Source organism: Nonomuraea salmonea (assembly GCF_042428605.1).
GTDB classification, from domain to species: domain Bacteria; phylum Actinomycetota; class Actinomycetes; order Streptosporangiales; family Streptosporangiaceae; genus Nonomuraea; species Nonomuraea salmonea.
This window is the reverse complement of record NZ_JBHMCF010000042.1, coordinates 97548-113027: the sequence shown is the minus strand read 5'-3', so window position 1 is coordinate 113027 and position 15480 is coordinate 97548. Positions and strand designations below refer to the sequence as shown.

Genomic DNA, 15480 nt, shown 5'->3' with positions numbered 1-15480 from the left:
CCGCCGTGGGCGGCGAGGTCAGACGGCCAGGAGGCGCTGGACGTCCTCCCTGTGCAGCTCCTCGGCCGTTCCGGTGCGCACGACGTGTCCCGCGTCGAGGATCACGAACGTGTCGGCCAGCCGCAGCGCGATGTCCAGATACTGCTCGACCAGCAGCACCGCCAGCCCCGACGCGTGCAGCCGCTCGATGGCCGCCTCGATCTCCAGGATGATCGACGGCTGGATGCCCTCGGTCGGCTCGTCCAGGATGAGCATGCGTGGCCTGGTCACCAGCGCGCGGGCCATCGCGAGCTGCTGCTGCTGACCGCCCGACAGGTGCCCGGCGCTGCGCTTGAGCAGCGGGCGCAGCGCGGGGAAGAGATCGAGCGCCTCGTCCACGGCCGACCTGGGCTGCTTGGCGGCCTCGACGGTGACCAGCAGGTTGCCCAGCACCGACAGCTGCGGGAAGCACTGGTGGCCCTGGGGGACGTACCCCATGCCGAGGCGCACCCGCTCGTGGGGCTTGAGCCTCGTGACGTCGCGGCCGTCGAACGTCACCGTGCCCGCCGTCGCGGGCAGCACCCCCATGACGGTGTTGAGCAGCGTGGTCTTGCCCACGCCGTTACGTCCCATGACGCACACGAGCTGCCCCGGCCCGACCTCCACCGAGACCCCGAACAGCACGCGGGCCCGCCCGTAGCCGGACTCAAGGCCGGTTACCGACAGCATCCCCTGTCCTCCTCCCCAGGTAGACCTCCTGCACGCGGGGGTCGGCGCTGACCTGCTCGACCGATCCCTCCACGAGCACCTTGCCCTCGTGCAGCACGGTCACCGTCGAGGCGTGCCGCCGCAGGAACTCCATGTCGTGCTCGACCACGATCACCGTGTGGTCATCGGCGATCTGGGTGAGCAGCTCGCCGGTGCGTTCGCGTTCGTCCTTGGACATGCCGGCGACCGGCTCGTCCAGGAGCAGCAGCCGGGGCCGCTGCGCCAGCAGCATGCCGATCTCGAGCCACTGGCGCTGGCCGTGCGAGAGAACGCCGGCTGAACGTCCGGCGAGCTCTTCGAGACCCGTCCTGGCCAGCGCCTCCTGCACGGCCTCCGACACGCCGTCGCGCCTGCGCGCGAGCGTCCACAGCGGCTTGCGGAAGGTGGCGGCGAGGTCGAGGTTCTCCAGCACGGTGAGCGCCTCGAACACCACCGAGGTCTGGAACGTGCGGCCGACGCCCATCCGGACGATCTGGTGCTCCTTCCTGCCGACGAGGTCCTGGCCGCCGAAGCGTACGGTGCCGGCCGCCGGCCTGGTCAGCCCCGTGATCACGTCGATGAGCGTGGTCTTGCCCGCCCCGTTGGGCCCGATGAGGAAGCGCAGCTCGCCCTCGGGCACGGTCAGGTCCACGCCGTCGAGTGCGCGGAACCCGTCGAACACGACCTGGACGTCACGTAGTTCGAGCACGTCGCAGCCTCCCTGCCAGGCCCACGATCCCTCTCGGGGCCAGCGTCATGACCAGGATGAAGAGCGCTCCCTGCAGGTAGAGCCAGCCGTCGGCGAACTGCTCGCTGAAGGCGGTCTTGGCATAACCCATGACGACCGCGCCGAGCACGGCTCCGGCCAGCGCGTGCCGTCCGCCCACGGCCACCGCGACGACCAGCTCCAGTGACGGCACGACGCCGAGCAGGGCCGGCGAGATGATGCCGACGACGGGGACGAAAAGGGCGCCCGCGAGCCCCGCCATGCCCGCTGAGAGAGCGAAGGTGACGGTCTTGACCAGGGCCGGGTCGTAGCCGAGGAAGCGCACCCTGTCCTCGCCGTCGCGCACGGCGACGAGCAGCCGGCCGTACCGGCTGTTCACCAGTTGCCTGGTGGCCAGGTAGAGCACGCCGAGCACGCCCGCGACGACCAGGTAGAGGCCGCGCTGGGTGGAGTCGTCGGCGAGGTCCTGGCCGAACAGCTCGAAGAAGTTCGTCAAGCCGTTGGTGCCGCCGGTCAGGCCCTGCTGCCCGACCAGCAGGATGACCATGGCGGCCGCCAGCGCCTGGGTGAGGATCGCGAAGTACGCACCGCGTACGCGCTGGCGGAAGACCAGCGTGCCGAGCAGCACCGCGAGCGCCGCGGGCCCCAGGACCGCCATCGCCACCGCGAAGACCGGGTTGGCGAACGGCGCCCACAGCGCGGGCAGCTCCTCCACCCCGCTCCACACCATGAAGTCGGGCAGCCCGCCCGGCCCGGCCTCGTGGAGCTTGAGGTACATCGCCATGGAGTAGCCGCCGAGCCCGAAGAAGACGCCCTGCCCGAGGGTGAGCATGCCGCCCCGCCCCCAGGCCAGCCCGATGCCGAGCGCGACGATCGCGTAGCACAGGTATTTGGCGAGCAGCCCGAGCCGGAACGGCTCAAGCAGCAGCGGCGCGACGATCAGCGCGATCACCGCGATGGTCGCGAAAGGAAGGTTGCGCTTGATCACGTCAGCACCCTCGACCTGAGCACGAACATCCCCTGCGGCCTGATCTGCAGGAAGGCGATGATGACGGCGAACACGATGACCTTGGCCAGCGAGGCGTCCGACCAGAACTCGGCGTAGGAGTTCAGCAGCCCCAGGCCGGCGGCGGCCAGCACCGCGCCGCGCAGCTGCCCGAGCCCGCCGGCCACGACGACGAGGAAGGCGTCGACGATGTAGTACGTGCCGAGCGCCGGCCCGACCGGCCCGATGAGCGTCAGCGCCACCCCGGCCACCCCGGCCAGGCCGGAGCCGACGAAGAACGTCAGCATGTCCACCCGGCCGGTGTCGATGCCGCTGGTGGCGGCGAGCTGCCGGTTCTGCACCACGGCCTGGGTCCTGCGGCCCAGGCCGGTGCGCGTGAGGTACGCCCAGACCCCCACCACGCCGGCCACCGCCAGCGCCATGATGAACAGCCGGTTGTAGGGCAGGATGCCGACCCCGCCCGCCAGCCACGAGGGGGCGGGCACCTGCACGTTGGGCGCGCCGAACAGGTCGCGGGCGAGCTGCTGCAGCACCAGGCTGACGCCCCAGGTGAGCAGCAGCGTGTCCAGCGGCCTGCCGTAGAAGTGGCGGATCGCGGCCCGCTCCAGGATCAGCCCCATCACCCCGGCCACCAGGAACGCGACCGGCAGCGCGAGCACGAGGTCCTGCAGCAGGAACGCGGTGTAGGCCCCGGCCATGATGAACTCGCCGTGCGCCATGTTGATCACGCCCATCTGCCCGAACGTGAACGTCAGGCCGAGCGCGATCAGCAGCAGCACCGCCCCGATGGACAGCCCGATGGGAAGCTGGTTGACGAAGGCCGACATCACTGACCCGCCGCCAGGCCGCCCGCCCACGGGTAGCCCTTGAGGTACGGGTCGGGCTTGATCGGCTCGCCCGAGTCCCACACCTGCTTGATCAGGCCGTCGGGCTGGATGATGCCGATGCGGGCGGTCTTGTACATGTGCTGGTTCTCGCCGTCGATGGTGACCAGGCCCTCGGGGCGTTCGAGCGCGATGCCGGGCGCGGCCTTCTTGACCGCCTCCACCTCGGTCGTGCCGGCCTTCTTGACGGCCTCGGCCCACAGGTAGACGGCGTTGTAGCCGGCCTCCATCGGGTCGGAGGTGACCTTGTTCTGGCCGTACTTCGCCTTGTACGCCTTGACGAACGCCTCGTTGGCCGCGGTGTCGGTGGTCTGGTAGTAGTTCCAGGCGACGGGGTGGCCGGCGATGTTGTCCACGCCGATGCCGGTGACCTCCTCCTCGGCGACGCTCACCGACAGCACCGGCATGGTCTCCGCGCTGACTCCCGCGCTCTTGAGCTGCTTGAAGAAGGCCACGTTGCTGTCGCCGTTGAGCGTGTTGAACACGGCGTCGGGCTTGGCCTGGACGACCTTGTTGGTCAGTGTGGAGTATTCGGTGTGGCCGAGCGGGGTGTACTCCTCGCCGAGGATCTCCATGCCGTTCGCGGCGGCGTACGCCTTGATGATCTTGTTGGCCGTACGCGGGAAGACGTAGTCGCTGCCCACCAGGAACAGCTTCTTCTTGCCCTGCTCCTTCAGGTAGTCGAGGCCGGGGATGATCTGCTGGTTGGTGGTGGCGCCGGTGTAGAAGATGTACGGCGAGCTCTCCAGCCCTTCGTACTGCACCGGATACCACAGCAGCGCCTTGTACCGCTCGAAGACCGGCAGCATCGCCTTCCTGCTCGCCGACGTCCAGCCGCCGAACACGGTGGCCACCTTGTCCTGCCTGACCAGTTTCGTCGCCTTCTCGGCGAAGGTCGGCCAGTCGGAGGCGCCGTCCTCGACGACGGGGACGAGTTTCTTGCCGAGCACGCCGCCGGCCTTGTTGATCTCGTCGATGGCGAGCAGTTCGGCGTCGCGGACGGTGACCTCGCTGATCGCCATCGTGCCGCTCAGCGAGTGCAGGAGACCGACCTTGATCTCGTTGGACGAGGCGGCGGGTCCGGCGTCCGATCCGCACGCCGCTAAGGTTGTGACGAGGAGCGCGGAGACGAGCGCGCGGGCAATCGGGCGGGAGATGCGCACAGCCGTTCCTTCCTGCCGACCGGTACTGCGAGAAAGGTGACTCCGCGACATTTCGCCTTTAGATCTCGAAGGTTAATTGGCGATTGCCGAGTCTTCACAAGCGCACATAGCGCGTCATGTCGGTGCTCGCCAGGGCACGAAACCAACACGACATCGACCGGCAACAGGCCGGAAACGGCCGGTTCCTATGGTCCGGCCATGCGGCTTACCTCACACGAGCAGGAGCGGCTGCTCATCCATGTCGCCGCCGGGGTGGCGCGTGAGCGGCGGGCCAGAGGCCTGCGGCTCAACCATCCCGAGGCTACCGCCGTCATCGCCTCGTTCCTCATGGAAGGCGCCAGAGACGGGCGCAGCGTGGCCGACCTGATGGAGGCGGGCCGGTCGGTGCTCGGCCGCGCCGACGTCATGGAGGGCGTGCCGGAGATGCTGGAGAGCGTGCAGATCGAGGCCACGTTCCCCGACGGCACGAAGCTCGTCACCGTCCACAGGCCGATCCCGTGATCCCCGGCGAGTACGTCCACCCCGAAGGCGCGATCCCGCTCAACCCTGGGCGCGAGCGGGTGACGATCCGCGTGGTCAACACCGCCGACCGGCCCGTCCAGGTGGGCTCCCACTACCACTTCGCCGCCGCCAACCCCGGCCTCGACTTCGACCGGGCCGCGGCCAGGGGCATGCGGCTCGACGTGCCCGCCGGCACCGCCGTCAGGTTCGAGCCCGGCGTCGAGCGCGACGTGACGCTCGTGCCGCTGGCCGGGCACCGGGTCGTCCCCGGGCTGCGGCCCGAGTGGGCGGGGCCGCTCGATGACTGAGCTGTCCCGCGAGCGGTACGCCGCCCTCTACGGCCCCACCACCGGCGACCGCGTCCGGCTGGCCGACACCGACCTGTTCATCGAGGTCACCGACGACCTGTCCATGGGCGCGGCCGGCGCCGGCGACGAAGCCGTCTTCGGCGGCGGCAAGGTCATCCGCGAGTCCATGGGCCAGGCCAGGACCACCCGCGCCGACGGCGCCGCCGACCTCGTCATCACCGGCGCGGTCATCCTCGACCACTGGGGCGTGATCAAGGCCGACGTCGGCGTCCGCGACGGCCGCATCGCCGCCGTCGGCAAGGCCGGCAACCCCGACACGATGGACGGCGTCGACATCGTCATCGGCCCGTCCACCGAAGTGCTGGCCGGCAACGGCAAGATCCTCACCGCCGGGGCCGTCGACTCCCACGTCCACCTCATCTGCCCGCAACTCCTCGACGAGGCCATCGGGTCCGGTGTCACGACGATCGTCGGGGGCGGCACCGGACCCGTCGAGGGCACCAAGGCCACCACCGTCACCGGCACCTGGTACCTCGGCCGCATGCTCGAGTCCCTCGACGCCTACCCGCTCAACTTCGCCCTCCTCGGCAAGGGCAACACGGTCAGCACCGAGGGGCTGGTCGAGCAGCTCAGGGCCGGCGCCTCCGGCTTCAAGCTGCACGAGGACTGGGGCACCACCCCGGCCGCCATCGACGCCTGCCTGAGCGTGGCCGACGCCTCCGGCGTGCAGGTCACGATCCACACCGACACGCTGAACGAGGCCGGCTTCCTCGAATCGACGCTCAAGGCCATCGGTGACCGGACGATTCACGCGTACCACACCGAAGGGGCCGGCGGCGGGCACGCGCCCGACATCATCCGCGCCGCCTCCTACGCCAACGTGCTGCCCTCCTCCACCAACCCCACGAGGCCCCACACCGTCAACACCCTCGACGAGCACCTCGACATGCTGATGGTCTGCCACCATCTCAACCCGGCCATCCCCGAGGACCTCGCCTTCGCCGAGTCCCGCATCAGGCCCGGCACGATGGCGGCCGAGGACGTGCTGCACGACCTCGGGGCCATCTCCATGATCGGCTCCGACTCCCAGGCCATGGGACGCATCGGCGAGACGATCATCCGTACCTGGCAGACCGCCCACGTCATGAAGGCCCGCCGGGGGCAGCTCGGCGACGGCCCGGCCGACAACCTGCGGGCCCGCCGCTACATCGCCAAATACACCATCTGCCCCGCCGTCGCCCACGGCCTCGACGGCGAGCTGGGCTCCGTCGAGCGCGGCAAGCTCGCCGACCTCGTCCTGTGGGACCCGGCCTTCTTCGGGGTCAAGCCCGACCTCGTGCTCAAGGGCGGCGTCGTCGCCTGGGCGCAGATGGGCGACGCCAACGCCTCCATCCCCACGCCCCAGCCGGTGCTGCCGCGCCCCATGTTCGGCGCCTCCCCTGTCACCGCCGCCGCGACCTCCCTGCACTTCGTCGCCCCGCTCGCCCTGGAGTCCGGCCTCGCCGACCGGCTCGACGTCCGCCGCAGGCTCGCGCCCACGGCCGACGTACGCCGGCGTGGCAAGGCCGCCATGCCGCTCAACGACGCGCTCCCCCGGATCGACGTCGCCCCCGACACCTTCGAGGTCCGCATCGACGGAGAGCTGATCGAGCCCGCCCCCGCCACGTCCCTGCCCATGGCCCAGCGCTACTTCCTCTTCTGATGAACCCGTCCCTGCTGCTCCTCACCGACTCCAGGCTCCCCGCGGGCGGCCACGCCCACTCGGGCGGCGCCGAGCGCGCCGTCGCGGCGGGCTCGGTGCACGACGCGCCGTCGCTGGCCGCGTTCCTGCGCGGGCGCCTGCACACCGCAGGCGCGGTCGCCGCCGGGCTGACGGCCGCCGCCCGCACCCACGCCGCCGCCCCTGGCGCGCGGCGATGGGCGGAGCTGGACGCCGAGGTGGACGCCAGGACCTCGTCCCCCGCCCAGCGCGACGCCTCCCGCACCCAGGGCAGGCTGCTGCTGCGGGTCGCCCGCCGGGTGTGGCCGTCGTCCGTGCTGGAGGAGCTGGGACGGGCCGTACGCGATCCGCACCACCCCATCGCCCTCGGCGCGGCGGCCCACGTCGCCGGCGCCACCTCCGAGGAGGCCGCGCTGGCGGCCGCCTACCACGCGATCACCGGGCCCGCCACCGCCGCCGTACGCCTGCTCGGCCTCGACCCCGTCGCCGTGCACGCCCTGCTCGCCGGCCTCACCCCCGACCTGTCCGCGATCGCCGCCCGCGCCGGCTCCACCGCCGGGTGGGACTCGTTGCCCGCGCACTCCGCACCCGCCCTCGACCTCCTCGCCGAGCAGCACGCTCAGGCCGAGGTCAGGCTCTTCGTCTCCTAGGAAAGGACCCCACCATGGGAGCCAACCACGACGACCACCACCACACGCCCGACGGCCGCGGCCGCGCGCTGCGCCTCGGCGTGGGCGGGCCGGTGGGCAGCGGCAAGACGGCCCTGGTCGCGGCCCTGTGCCGGACGCTCGGCCCGTCCCTGTCGCTGGGCGTGGTGACCAACGACATCTACACCACCGAGGACGCCGACTTCCTGCGCCGCGCCGGCGTCCTCGACGACGAGCGCATCCTGGCCGTCGAGACCGGCTGCTGCCCGCACACCGCGATCCGCGACGACATCGCCGCCAACCTCGACGCCGTCGAGACCCTCGAATACCGCTTCGGGCCGCTCGACCTGGTGATCGTGGAGAGCGGCGGCGACAACCTCACCGCCACCTTCAGCCGCGGGCTGGCCGATCGGCAGATCTTCGTCCTCGACGTGTCGGGCGGTGACAAGGTCCCGCGCAAGGGCGGTCCCGGCGTCACGACGGCCGACCTCCTGGTCGTCAACAAGACGGACCTCGCGCCGATGGTGGGCGCCGACCTCGGCGTCATGGCCCGGGACGCGGCGGCCGTACGCGGGGAGCGGCCGGTGCTGTTCACCTCGATCCGCCAGGACCCGACGGCCGACACGGTCGCCGACTGGGTCAGGGACGAGGTCCGCGCCTGGTCCCACTCCCACGCCACCCCCGTCTCATGAACCCCCTCCCCGCCCCCACCTTGCCCCCCACCCGGCCGGCCACCCGGCCGGCCACCTCATCGTCACCCCCATCGGCCGGACCCGAAGCCCCCTCGCGCCCCGCCCCGCCGGCCGAACCCGTCCCTGAGGCTCCCCGCACCACCGGCCCCACCGCCACATCACCCGCCTCCACCGAGACCACGCGCTCCGCGCAGACGGCCGCTGAGCGCCTGCCCACGCATGGGGCGGGGGCGAGGGAGGAGCAGGTGGGGACCGGGGTGGAGAGCGGCGCGCGGGACACGCGGACGGTGGCCGCCACCGGGGCGCGGGGGATGCGGGCGGTGGCGGTGGTGGAGACCGCCGCCGGGGGTGGGGGGCGTACGGTGATGCGGCGGTTGGCTTCCGCGCCGCCGCTCACGTTGCGGCAGACGGGGCCGCACACCGTGCATCTGGTGTCCACCGCGGCCGGGCCGCTCGGCGGTGATCGCCTGCGATTGGACCTGCGGGTCGCGCCCGGCACGACGCTGGAGTTGGGGTCGGTGGCCGCCACTCTCGTGCTGCCCGGTGATGGGCCGTCCACGATGGTGGTCACCGGGCACGTCGGTGCGGGAGCGACGCTCAGGTTCGTCCCCGAGCCGACCGTCCTGGCCGCACGCAGCGATCACCGCCTCCACGTACGCCTCACCCTGGAGGAGGACGCGACGGTCCTGTGGCGGGAGGAGATCGTCTTCGGCCGTCACGGAGAGCCGTCCGGCCGCTGCCATGCCCGCTTCGACGCCACCCGCGACGGCGTGCCGCTGCTCAGGCAGGAGTTCACGGTCGGCGACCCGACCGTCGACGGCTCCCCCGCCGTGTACGGCAACGCCCGCTGCGTCGGTACGACGTTCATGACCGCCCAGGCCCCGGCGGCGGCGGTGGCCGAGGGCATCGCCGTCCTCCCCCTGGCCGCCCCCGGCACCCTGGTGTCGGCATTGGCCGACGACGCCGTCCAGCTCCGCACCCGCCTGGAGTGGGGCGAACGCCAAGCCCTCCCACCCGCCACCCCGTGACCGCACCCACCCCCGGACGGACGCCGGATGACCGGCCCGCTGCCAGGTGACCGGACCGCTGCCAGGTGATCGGCTCGCACTCCTGCCGCGCCACGGTGACGACTCCGTTGCGTACGGTGGTGAGGCGGCCTTCCCCGGCTTACGCTGATCGTGTGGCCGAAGACCTCAAGCCCGCGCCCACCCGTTCCCGCCTCGGTCGCGGCCCCGCGTTCGCGGTGCTGGCGGCCGGAGCCCTGCTGGCGTGCTGCGCGGTCCTGCCGTGGGCCGGCCTTCAGGCGACCAGCAGCCTGTTCGGCGCCGGTGTGGCCAGCGACGTGCGCGGCATCGACGACCCGCTCGGCGTCTACACCCTGCTGGCCGGCCTGACCGCGGTGGGCTGCGGCGTGGCGGGCCTGCTCGCCCGCCCCCGCCTGGCCGCGGTGGCGATCGTGCCGGGGAGCGTGGCGGTGTTCGTGCTGGTGACGTTCGTGATGGGCGACGGCGGCCTGCGCGACCGCGTCTCCATCCACCTCGGCGACCTGCTGTCGATCGAGCCGGTGATCAGGTCGGGCTGGTTCGCCGCGCTGGCCTGCGCGGTCGCGGTGGTGCTGCTGTCGGTGCTCGCGCTGGTGCGCCGCTGACCGCCCCGCGCGCGAGTATCAGTCGTAGAAGCCGAGCCGGCGCAGCTGCTTGGGGTCGCGCTGCCAGTCTTTGGCCACGCTGATGCGCAGGTCGAGATAGACGCGGGTGCCGAGCAGCGCCTCGATCTGCTTGCGGGCCTTGGTGCCGACCTCGCGCAGCCGCTCGCCCTTGTGCCCGATGACGATGGCCTTCTGTGAGGGCCGTTCGACGAACATGTGGGCGTAGATGTCGAGCAGGTCGTCGCGCCCCTCCCTGGGCAGCATCTCGTCGACGACCACGGCGATGGAGTGGGGCAGCTCGTCGCGTACGCCCTCCAGCGCCGCCTCCCTGATCAGCTCACCGACCAGCACCTGCTCGGGCTCGTCGGTGAGCTGGCCGCCCTCGTAGAGCGGCGGCGACTCGGGCAGGTGCTCGATCAGCACGTCGGCGACGACGTCGAGCTGGTCGCCCGACTCGGCCGAGACGGGCACGATCGCCGCGAACTCCGCGATCTGCGACACCGCGAGCAACTGCTGGGCGATCTGCTCCTTGCTCGCCAGGTCGCACTTGGTGACCACCGCGATGACGGGCGTCTTCTTCACGGCCGACAGCTTGTCGGCGATGAACCGGTCGCCCTTGCCGATGGGCTCGTTGGCCGGAACGCAGAACCCGATCACGTCGACCTCGGTCAGCGTGGACAGCACGAGGCTGTCGAGCCGCTCGCCGAGCAGCGTGCGGGGGCGGTGGAGGCCGGGGGTGTCGACGATGATGAGCTGGGCGTCGGGCCGGTGCACGATGCCCCTGATGACGCGCCTGGTGGTCTGCGGCTTGGACGAGGTGATCGCCACTTTGGTGCCGACCAGGGCGTTCATCAGCGTGGACTTGCCGACGTTCGGCCTCCCCACGAAGCAGGCGAATCCGGCGCGATGGTTGTCTGGCGAAGTCACATAGTGCATTGTGGCCCATCAACCGGCGTGTTCACGCCACCAGGCGTAGGCGAGCGGCAGCACGCCGGGTGTCCAGGCGGTGGTGTCGAGGCCGCTCAGCTCCTCTTCGGCCACCCAGCGGCAGTCGTTGATCTCGACGCCGTCGGGCCGCGGCGCGGGGGATCCGGGCGCGAGCCGGCAGCCGTAGCCGGTGATGACGTAGCCGACCTCGTGCCCGTTGGGATAGACCGTACGGAACTCGGGCCCGCCGTAGACGCCGACCAGCCCGAGCACCTCGATCTCGACGCCCAGCTCCTCGCGCAGCTCCCGCAGCACGGCCGCCTCGGGCCGCTCGTCGGGATCGACGCCGCCGCCGGGCGCCGCCCACAGCCCCACGTCGCCGTGGCGGGCCAGCAGCATGCGGCCGGCGTCGTCGAACACGAACCCGGTGACCGACGGCAGCATGAGCAGATCCGTGCCGACCTTCTCCCGCAACCTCGCCAAAAATGGCGACATGGGCATGTCAGCCTCGCAGGGTGCCGTCGGGACCGGCCAGCAGCAGCTTGCCCGCACCCAGCTCGGCCGCCACCGCCTCGTCGGCGGGGCTCGGGTCGCCCTCGCTCACCAGCGCCACCGCTTCGAGCGAGCGCGCGCCGCTGGAGACGGCCATGGCCACCGCCACCTGCACGGCTGAGAGCGTGAGCGCGGACAGGGCCACGTTCGTCGCCGAGTAGGTGCGGCCCGTCTCGTCGCGCACGGCCGCGCCCTCGGCGGAGCCGTTGCGCGCCCTGGCGGCGCGGGCCAACGTGATGATCTTGCTGTCTTCGGGATCGAGTGTCACGCGCTCTAGGTTAGGCGTTGACCATGGAGATCGCCGCCTCGACGACCTTACGCGTACGCTCGGTGTCCACGTCGTTCATCCCGGTGTGCACCACCGACACCAGCGTGTCACCGACGCGGGCGAGCACGACGTCCAGCGCGTACGGGTAGCCGTTGAGCCGCCCGCTGAACCGCGCGCCCACGGCGTCGTCGGCCGCCTGCTGCACCGCCTGCTCGATGGGCAGCTCGTGCAGCAGCATGTCGGTGCCGCTGGACGTGTGCACTTCGCGGCAGTTGCGCATCGCCTCCGACAGGGCGTCGAGGTGCTCTTCCGCTTCCTGGTTGGCGTACCTGGCGAGGCCGACCCCGGCCTGCTCACCCAGCCCGTCGCCGAGGTAGCTGACCGCGGCCTGCGCGGTCAGCGCCTGCCCGGGCGCCTGCCCGCCGGCCGGTTCCAGCACGGCCCGGCAGTTCCTGTCCGCCTGCCCGAACGGCATCCGCCAGGCCTGCTCCGGCCTGATCGTGAAGCCGTCGGGCAGGCGTGGCTGCTCCTTGCTGACCACCTCGCGCAGTTGCGCCATGGCCTGTGCGTCGAGGAAGCTCTCGGCTCCACCGCCGCCGCAACCCGCCAGGAGGCAGGTCAGCAGCGCGCAGGCGCCGATCCCTGGTCTTCGTTTCATGGTCCCCCCTTGATCGGTGGCTTCCCCGCACGAGGAATGCGGCAATCCACCGGAGTGACCACCAATACGCAAAAAGGGTGCCCCCGCCCTGATCAGGACGAGAACACCCTTTACGCCGACCAGCGTCGCGACCAGGATCGTGACGCCGTCGTCCCCCCGGGATCGTCGTCAGGCCGCGAACCCCACCCGGCCTTCGGACGATTCCCCTGTAGACACCCACCGCACTGGATGTCGTGATTTGAGAGTGCCGGAGGCGGCTTGCAGTTGACTTGTAGAACGCTTGCCGTTTCGTCCGCATTCGCCGCTGTCTTGCCCGCTCACCGCCGACCTTCGCGCCCGCTCACCGCCGGTCCTCGTGCACGCTCACCGCCGGCCCTCGTGCACGCTCACCGCCGGCCCTCGTGCACGCTCACTCCCGTCCGTTGGACCGCTCGCGCTCGGCGGTGGCGGGGACGACCTCGTCCGGCGGCGGCGCCACCCGCCGCACCACCACCGTGCTGATGCGGTTACGCCGCCCGGCCAGGCTCTCCGCCGTCAGCGACAGCCCGGCCACCTCCGCGTGCGAACCGGCGATCGGCACCCGGCCCAGCGCGTGGGCCAGCAGCCCGCCCACGGTCTCGACGTCGTCGACCTCGATCTCGGTGTCGAACAGCTCGCCCAGCTCGTCGACCGGCATGCGAGCGGTGACCCGCATGCCGCCGTCGTCCATGGGCTCGACGCGGGGGGCCTCCTGGTCGTACTCGTCGGTGATCTCCCCGACGATCTCCTCCAGGACGTCCTCGATCGTGACCAGCCCGGCGGTGCCGCCGTACTCGTCGATGACGATCGCGATGTGGATCTGGCGGGCCTGCATCTCCCGCATGAGCTGGTCGATGGGCTTGCTCTCCGGCACGTACGCGGCCGGCCGCAGGATCGACTCGATCGTCTCCTTGCCCCCGCCCTCGCCCGACTCGTGGATCTTGCGGGCGATGTCCTTGAGGTAGGCGATGCCGATGACGTCGTCCTCGTTCTCGCCCACCACGGGGATGCGGGAGAACCCGCTGCGCAGCGCCAGCGACAGCGCCTGGCTGATGGTCTTGGACCGCTCGATGTAGACCATGTCGGTGCGGGGCACCATGACCTCGCGGACGAGCGTGTCGCCCAGCTCGAACACCGAGTGGATCATCTCGCGCTCGTCCGGCTCGATCACCCGGCGCTCCTCGGCCAGGTCGACCAGGTCACGCAGCTCGGCCTCCGAGGTGAACGGGCCGTCGCGGAACCCCTTGCCGGGCGTCAGCGCGTTGCCCAGCAGGATGAGCAGCTTGGGCAGCGGGCCGAAGATGCGGGTCAGGCCGTACACGATCGGCGCGCTGGCCAGCGCGACCGGCTCGGCGTGCTGGCGGCCCAGCGTGCGCGGCATGACGCCGACCACGACGTAGCTGATCACGATCATCACAGCCGCGGCCCAGAAGTAGGCCCAGCCCTGGTCGTCGAGCAGGTCGATGAAGAGCAGCGTCGCGATCACCGTCGCGACCAGCTCGCAGCTCAGCCGCAGCAGTAGCAGCAGGTTCAGGTAGCGCGGCGGATCGGTCACGATCGTCTGCAACCGCGCGGCACCGCGCCGCGCCTCACGGACGTATTCGTCGGCACGCACCCGGGAGATGCGTGTCAGCGCCGTTTCCGCACTGGCGATCAGGCCACCGACGACGACGAGCGCGATGGCCGACAGCAACCAGGCGTTCACCGCGGGTTGCGCACCTCCTGCCACGACTCGAGGAGCCGGGACTGCAGTCCGAACATCTCCTTGTGCTCCTCCGGCTCGGCATGATCGTAGCCGAGCAGATGCAGGATGCCATGGGTGCACAGCAGCTCGAGCTCGTCGGCCGTGCTGTGCCCGGCCTCCTTCGCCTGTCTGGCCGCCACCTGCGGGCACAGCACGACGTCGCCCAGCAGCGCCGGGTCGACCGGCCCCTCGGACTCGCCGCGCGCGCCGCCTCCGGGCCGCAGCTCGTCCATCGGGAAGGCCAGCACGTCGGTCGGGCCCGGCTCGCCCATCCACTTCTCGTGCAGCTCCGCCATGGCGTCCTCGTCGACGACCACGATGGACAGCTCGGCGAGCGGGTTGATGCCCATCTCGCCGAGCACGTGGGCGGCCAGGGCGACGATGCTCTCCTCGTCGACCCCGACGCCCGACTCGTTGTTGATCTCGATGCTCACGGCCGCCGCTTCCCTCGCTGCTGGATCGCCTTCGGCTCCTGGGCCGCCTGCGTGGCGTCGTAGCGCCCGTAGGCGTCGACGATGTCGCTGACGAGCTTGTGCCGCACCACGTCGGAGCTGGTCAGCCGGGCGAAGTGGATGTCGGGGATGCCCTCGAGGATCTCCTGCACCACCCGCAGCCCGCTGACCGTGCCCGAGGGCAGGTCGACCTGCGTGACGTCACCGGTTACCACGATCTTCGAGTTGAACCCGAGCCTGGTCAGGAACATCTTCATCTGCTCGGCCGAGGAGTTTTGCGCCTCGTCGAGGATGATGAAGGCGTCGTTGAGCGTGTTGTGGGTGAGGAGGTGGCCCTCGGTGACGTAGAGGGAGTCCTCGGCCGCCACCTGGATGCACACGCACTCGGCGGTGCCGGCCGGCTCGATGCGCGCGATGTGCCGCGCGGGCCTCGTTCCGGGCAGGCGGATGTCGAGGACGTACGCCTCCTCCCGGCTCGCGTAGGCCACGCCGCCGAGCGACCGCACGAGGGCGATCACGTCGTCGCGGAGCCGCTCGGAGCCGGTGGTGAAGCGCGGGCCGTCCTCGGTGACCGTCCCGGCCGCGTCGAGCAGGCCCTGGAGCAGCGCGAGCCTGATCTCCGGCGTGTTGCGGAGATAGACCTCGGGCACGAACGTCGTGGCCGCCGTGCGGCCCGCCAGGCCCAGCTCGGCGAGCGGATGGGTGAGCGTCATGGCGCCGCCGGAGCGCCCTGCCGGGTGGTGGCCGCTCGTGCGCGGCTCGACGTCCCGGCCGTCACCGAGGAGCTGGCCCAGCGCGTACGGATCCATCGGCACCGCACGCTCGGGGAAGCGGACCGG

The 15480-nt window shown here is 71.3% G+C and carries 18 protein-coding genes and 1 pseudogene; 7 read left to right on the top strand and 12 right to left on the bottom strand.

What is annotated here, in order from left to right; translation table 11 throughout:
• Positions 1-18 precede the first annotated feature (18 nt).
• From urtE to urtA, 5 genes are read right to left on the bottom strand one after another with little or no spacing between them, the layout of a single operon-like run.
• On the bottom strand, positions 19-708 hold the full coding sequence (gene urtE / locus ACFFR3_RS38650; RefSeq protein WP_355419204.1) for an urea ABC transporter ATP-binding subunit UrtE: 690 nt from the start codon (positions 706-708) through the stop codon (positions 19-21).
• Positions 686-1435 (bottom strand): urea ABC transporter ATP-binding protein UrtD, encoded by a 750-nt coding sequence (gene urtD, locus ACFFR3_RS38645; protein ID WP_379484745.1) that lies wholly within the window; start codon positions 1433-1435, stop codon positions 686-688. Before urtD ends, urtE begins: the two co-directional genes overlap by 23 nt.
• Positions 1419-2441 carry an urea ABC transporter permease subunit UrtC gene (gene urtC, locus ACFFR3_RS38640; RefSeq protein ID WP_345399160.1) on the bottom strand — a complete coding sequence of 341 codons (1023 nt, stop codon included), beginning with the start codon at positions 2439-2441 and terminating at the stop codon, positions 1419-1421. The genes urtD and urtC overlap by 17 nt, the downstream gene beginning before the upstream one ends.
• Positions 2438-3286, bottom strand: a complete 849-nt coding sequence (gene urtB / locus ACFFR3_RS38635) for an urea ABC transporter permease subunit UrtB (protein ID WP_364377695.1) — start codon at positions 3284-3286, stop codon at positions 2438-2440. Before urtB ends, urtC begins: the two co-directional genes overlap by 4 nt.
• Positions 3286-4506, bottom strand: coding sequence for an urea ABC transporter substrate-binding protein (urtA, locus tag ACFFR3_RS38630; protein ID WP_345399157.1), 1221 nt, complete (start codon positions 4504-4506; stop codon positions 3286-3288). Before urtA ends, urtB begins: the two co-directional genes overlap by 1 nt.
• A gap of 198 nt (positions 4507-4704) precedes the next feature.
• Here urtA and ACFFR3_RS38625 point away from each other — a divergent pair, with 198 nt between their 5' ends.
• The 7 genes from ACFFR3_RS38625 to ACFFR3_RS38595 all read left to right on the top strand — a co-directional run bounded on the left by ACFFR3_RS38625 (position 4705) and on the right by ACFFR3_RS38595 (position 10022).
• Positions 4705-5007, top strand: a complete 303-nt coding sequence (locus ACFFR3_RS38625) for an urease subunit gamma (protein WP_345399154.1) — start codon at positions 4705-4707, stop codon at positions 5005-5007.
• Complete coding sequence (locus ACFFR3_RS38620) at positions 5004-5315, top strand: urease subunit beta (protein WP_345399151.1); 312 nt, start codon at positions 5004-5006, stop codon at positions 5313-5315. The genes ACFFR3_RS38625 and ACFFR3_RS38620 overlap by 4 nt, the downstream gene beginning before the upstream one ends.
• A complete protein-coding gene (locus tag ACFFR3_RS38615; protein WP_364377700.1) occupies positions 5308-7017 on the top strand; it encodes an urease subunit alpha in 1710 nt (569 codons plus the stop codon). Before ACFFR3_RS38620 ends, ACFFR3_RS38615 begins: the two co-directional genes overlap by 8 nt.
• Positions 7017-7685, top strand: coding sequence for an urease accessory protein UreF (locus tag ACFFR3_RS38610; protein WP_379484744.1), 669 nt, complete (start codon positions 7017-7019; stop codon positions 7683-7685). Before ACFFR3_RS38615 ends, ACFFR3_RS38610 begins: the two co-directional genes overlap by 1 nt.
• Before the next feature lie 14 nt (positions 7686-7699).
• Positions 7700-8374: an urease accessory protein UreG gene (gene ureG, locus ACFFR3_RS38605; RefSeq protein ID WP_345399142.1), complete on the top strand. Its 675-nt coding sequence runs from the start codon at positions 7700-7702 to the stop codon at positions 8372-8374.
• Between the two features lie 245 nt (positions 8375-8619).
• Positions 8620-9402, top strand: coding sequence for an urease accessory protein UreD (locus ACFFR3_RS38600; RefSeq protein WP_345399139.1), 783 nt, complete (start codon positions 8620-8622; stop codon positions 9400-9402).
• A gap of 152 nt (positions 9403-9554) precedes the next feature.
• Positions 9555-10022 carry a hypothetical protein gene (locus tag ACFFR3_RS38595; protein ID WP_345399136.1) on the top strand — a complete coding sequence of 156 codons (468 nt, stop codon included), beginning with the start codon at positions 9555-9557 and terminating at the stop codon, positions 10020-10022.
• 18 nt (positions 10023-10040) lie between these two features.
• Here ACFFR3_RS38595 and era read toward each other — a convergent pair whose 3' ends face one another.
• From era to ACFFR3_RS50280, 7 genes and pseudogenes are all read right to left on the bottom strand, one after another.
• Entirely contained in the window at positions 10041-10949 is a 909-nt protein-coding gene (era, locus tag ACFFR3_RS38590) for a GTPase Era (protein WP_355419228.1), read from the bottom strand.
• Positions 10950-10967: 18 nt separating this feature from the next.
• On the bottom strand, positions 10968-11444 hold the full coding sequence (locus tag ACFFR3_RS38585; protein WP_364377709.1) for an NUDIX domain-containing protein: 477 nt from the start codon (positions 11442-11444) through the stop codon (positions 10968-10970).
• Positions 11445-11451: 7 nt separating this feature from the next.
• Positions 11452-11769, bottom strand: a complete 318-nt coding sequence (locus ACFFR3_RS38580; RefSeq protein WP_355419232.1) for a cytidine deaminase-like protein — start codon at positions 11767-11769, stop codon at positions 11452-11454.
• A gap of 10 nt (positions 11770-11779) precedes the next feature.
• Positions 11780-12427, bottom strand: coding sequence for a hypothetical protein (locus tag ACFFR3_RS38575; RefSeq protein WP_379484743.1), 648 nt, complete (start codon positions 12425-12427; stop codon positions 11780-11782).
• 409 nt (positions 12428-12836) lie between these two features.
• The gene (locus tag ACFFR3_RS38570; RefSeq protein ID WP_345399127.1) at positions 12837-14150 is read right to left on the bottom strand and encodes a hemolysin family protein; all 1314 of its coding nucleotides are present in this window, start codon (positions 14148-14150) and stop codon (positions 12837-12839) included.
• Positions 14147-14623: an rRNA maturation RNase YbeY gene (gene ybeY, locus ACFFR3_RS38565; RefSeq protein ID WP_345399124.1), complete on the bottom strand. Its 477-nt coding sequence runs from the start codon at positions 14621-14623 to the stop codon at positions 14147-14149. Before ybeY ends, ACFFR3_RS38570 begins: the two co-directional genes overlap by 4 nt.
• A pseudogene (locus tag ACFFR3_RS50280) lies at positions 14620-14955 on the bottom strand (PhoH family protein); the annotation flags it as partial. The pseudogene ACFFR3_RS50280 and the gene ybeY, both read right to left, overlap by 4 nt.
• Between the last annotated feature and the right edge of the window lie 525 nt (positions 14956-15480).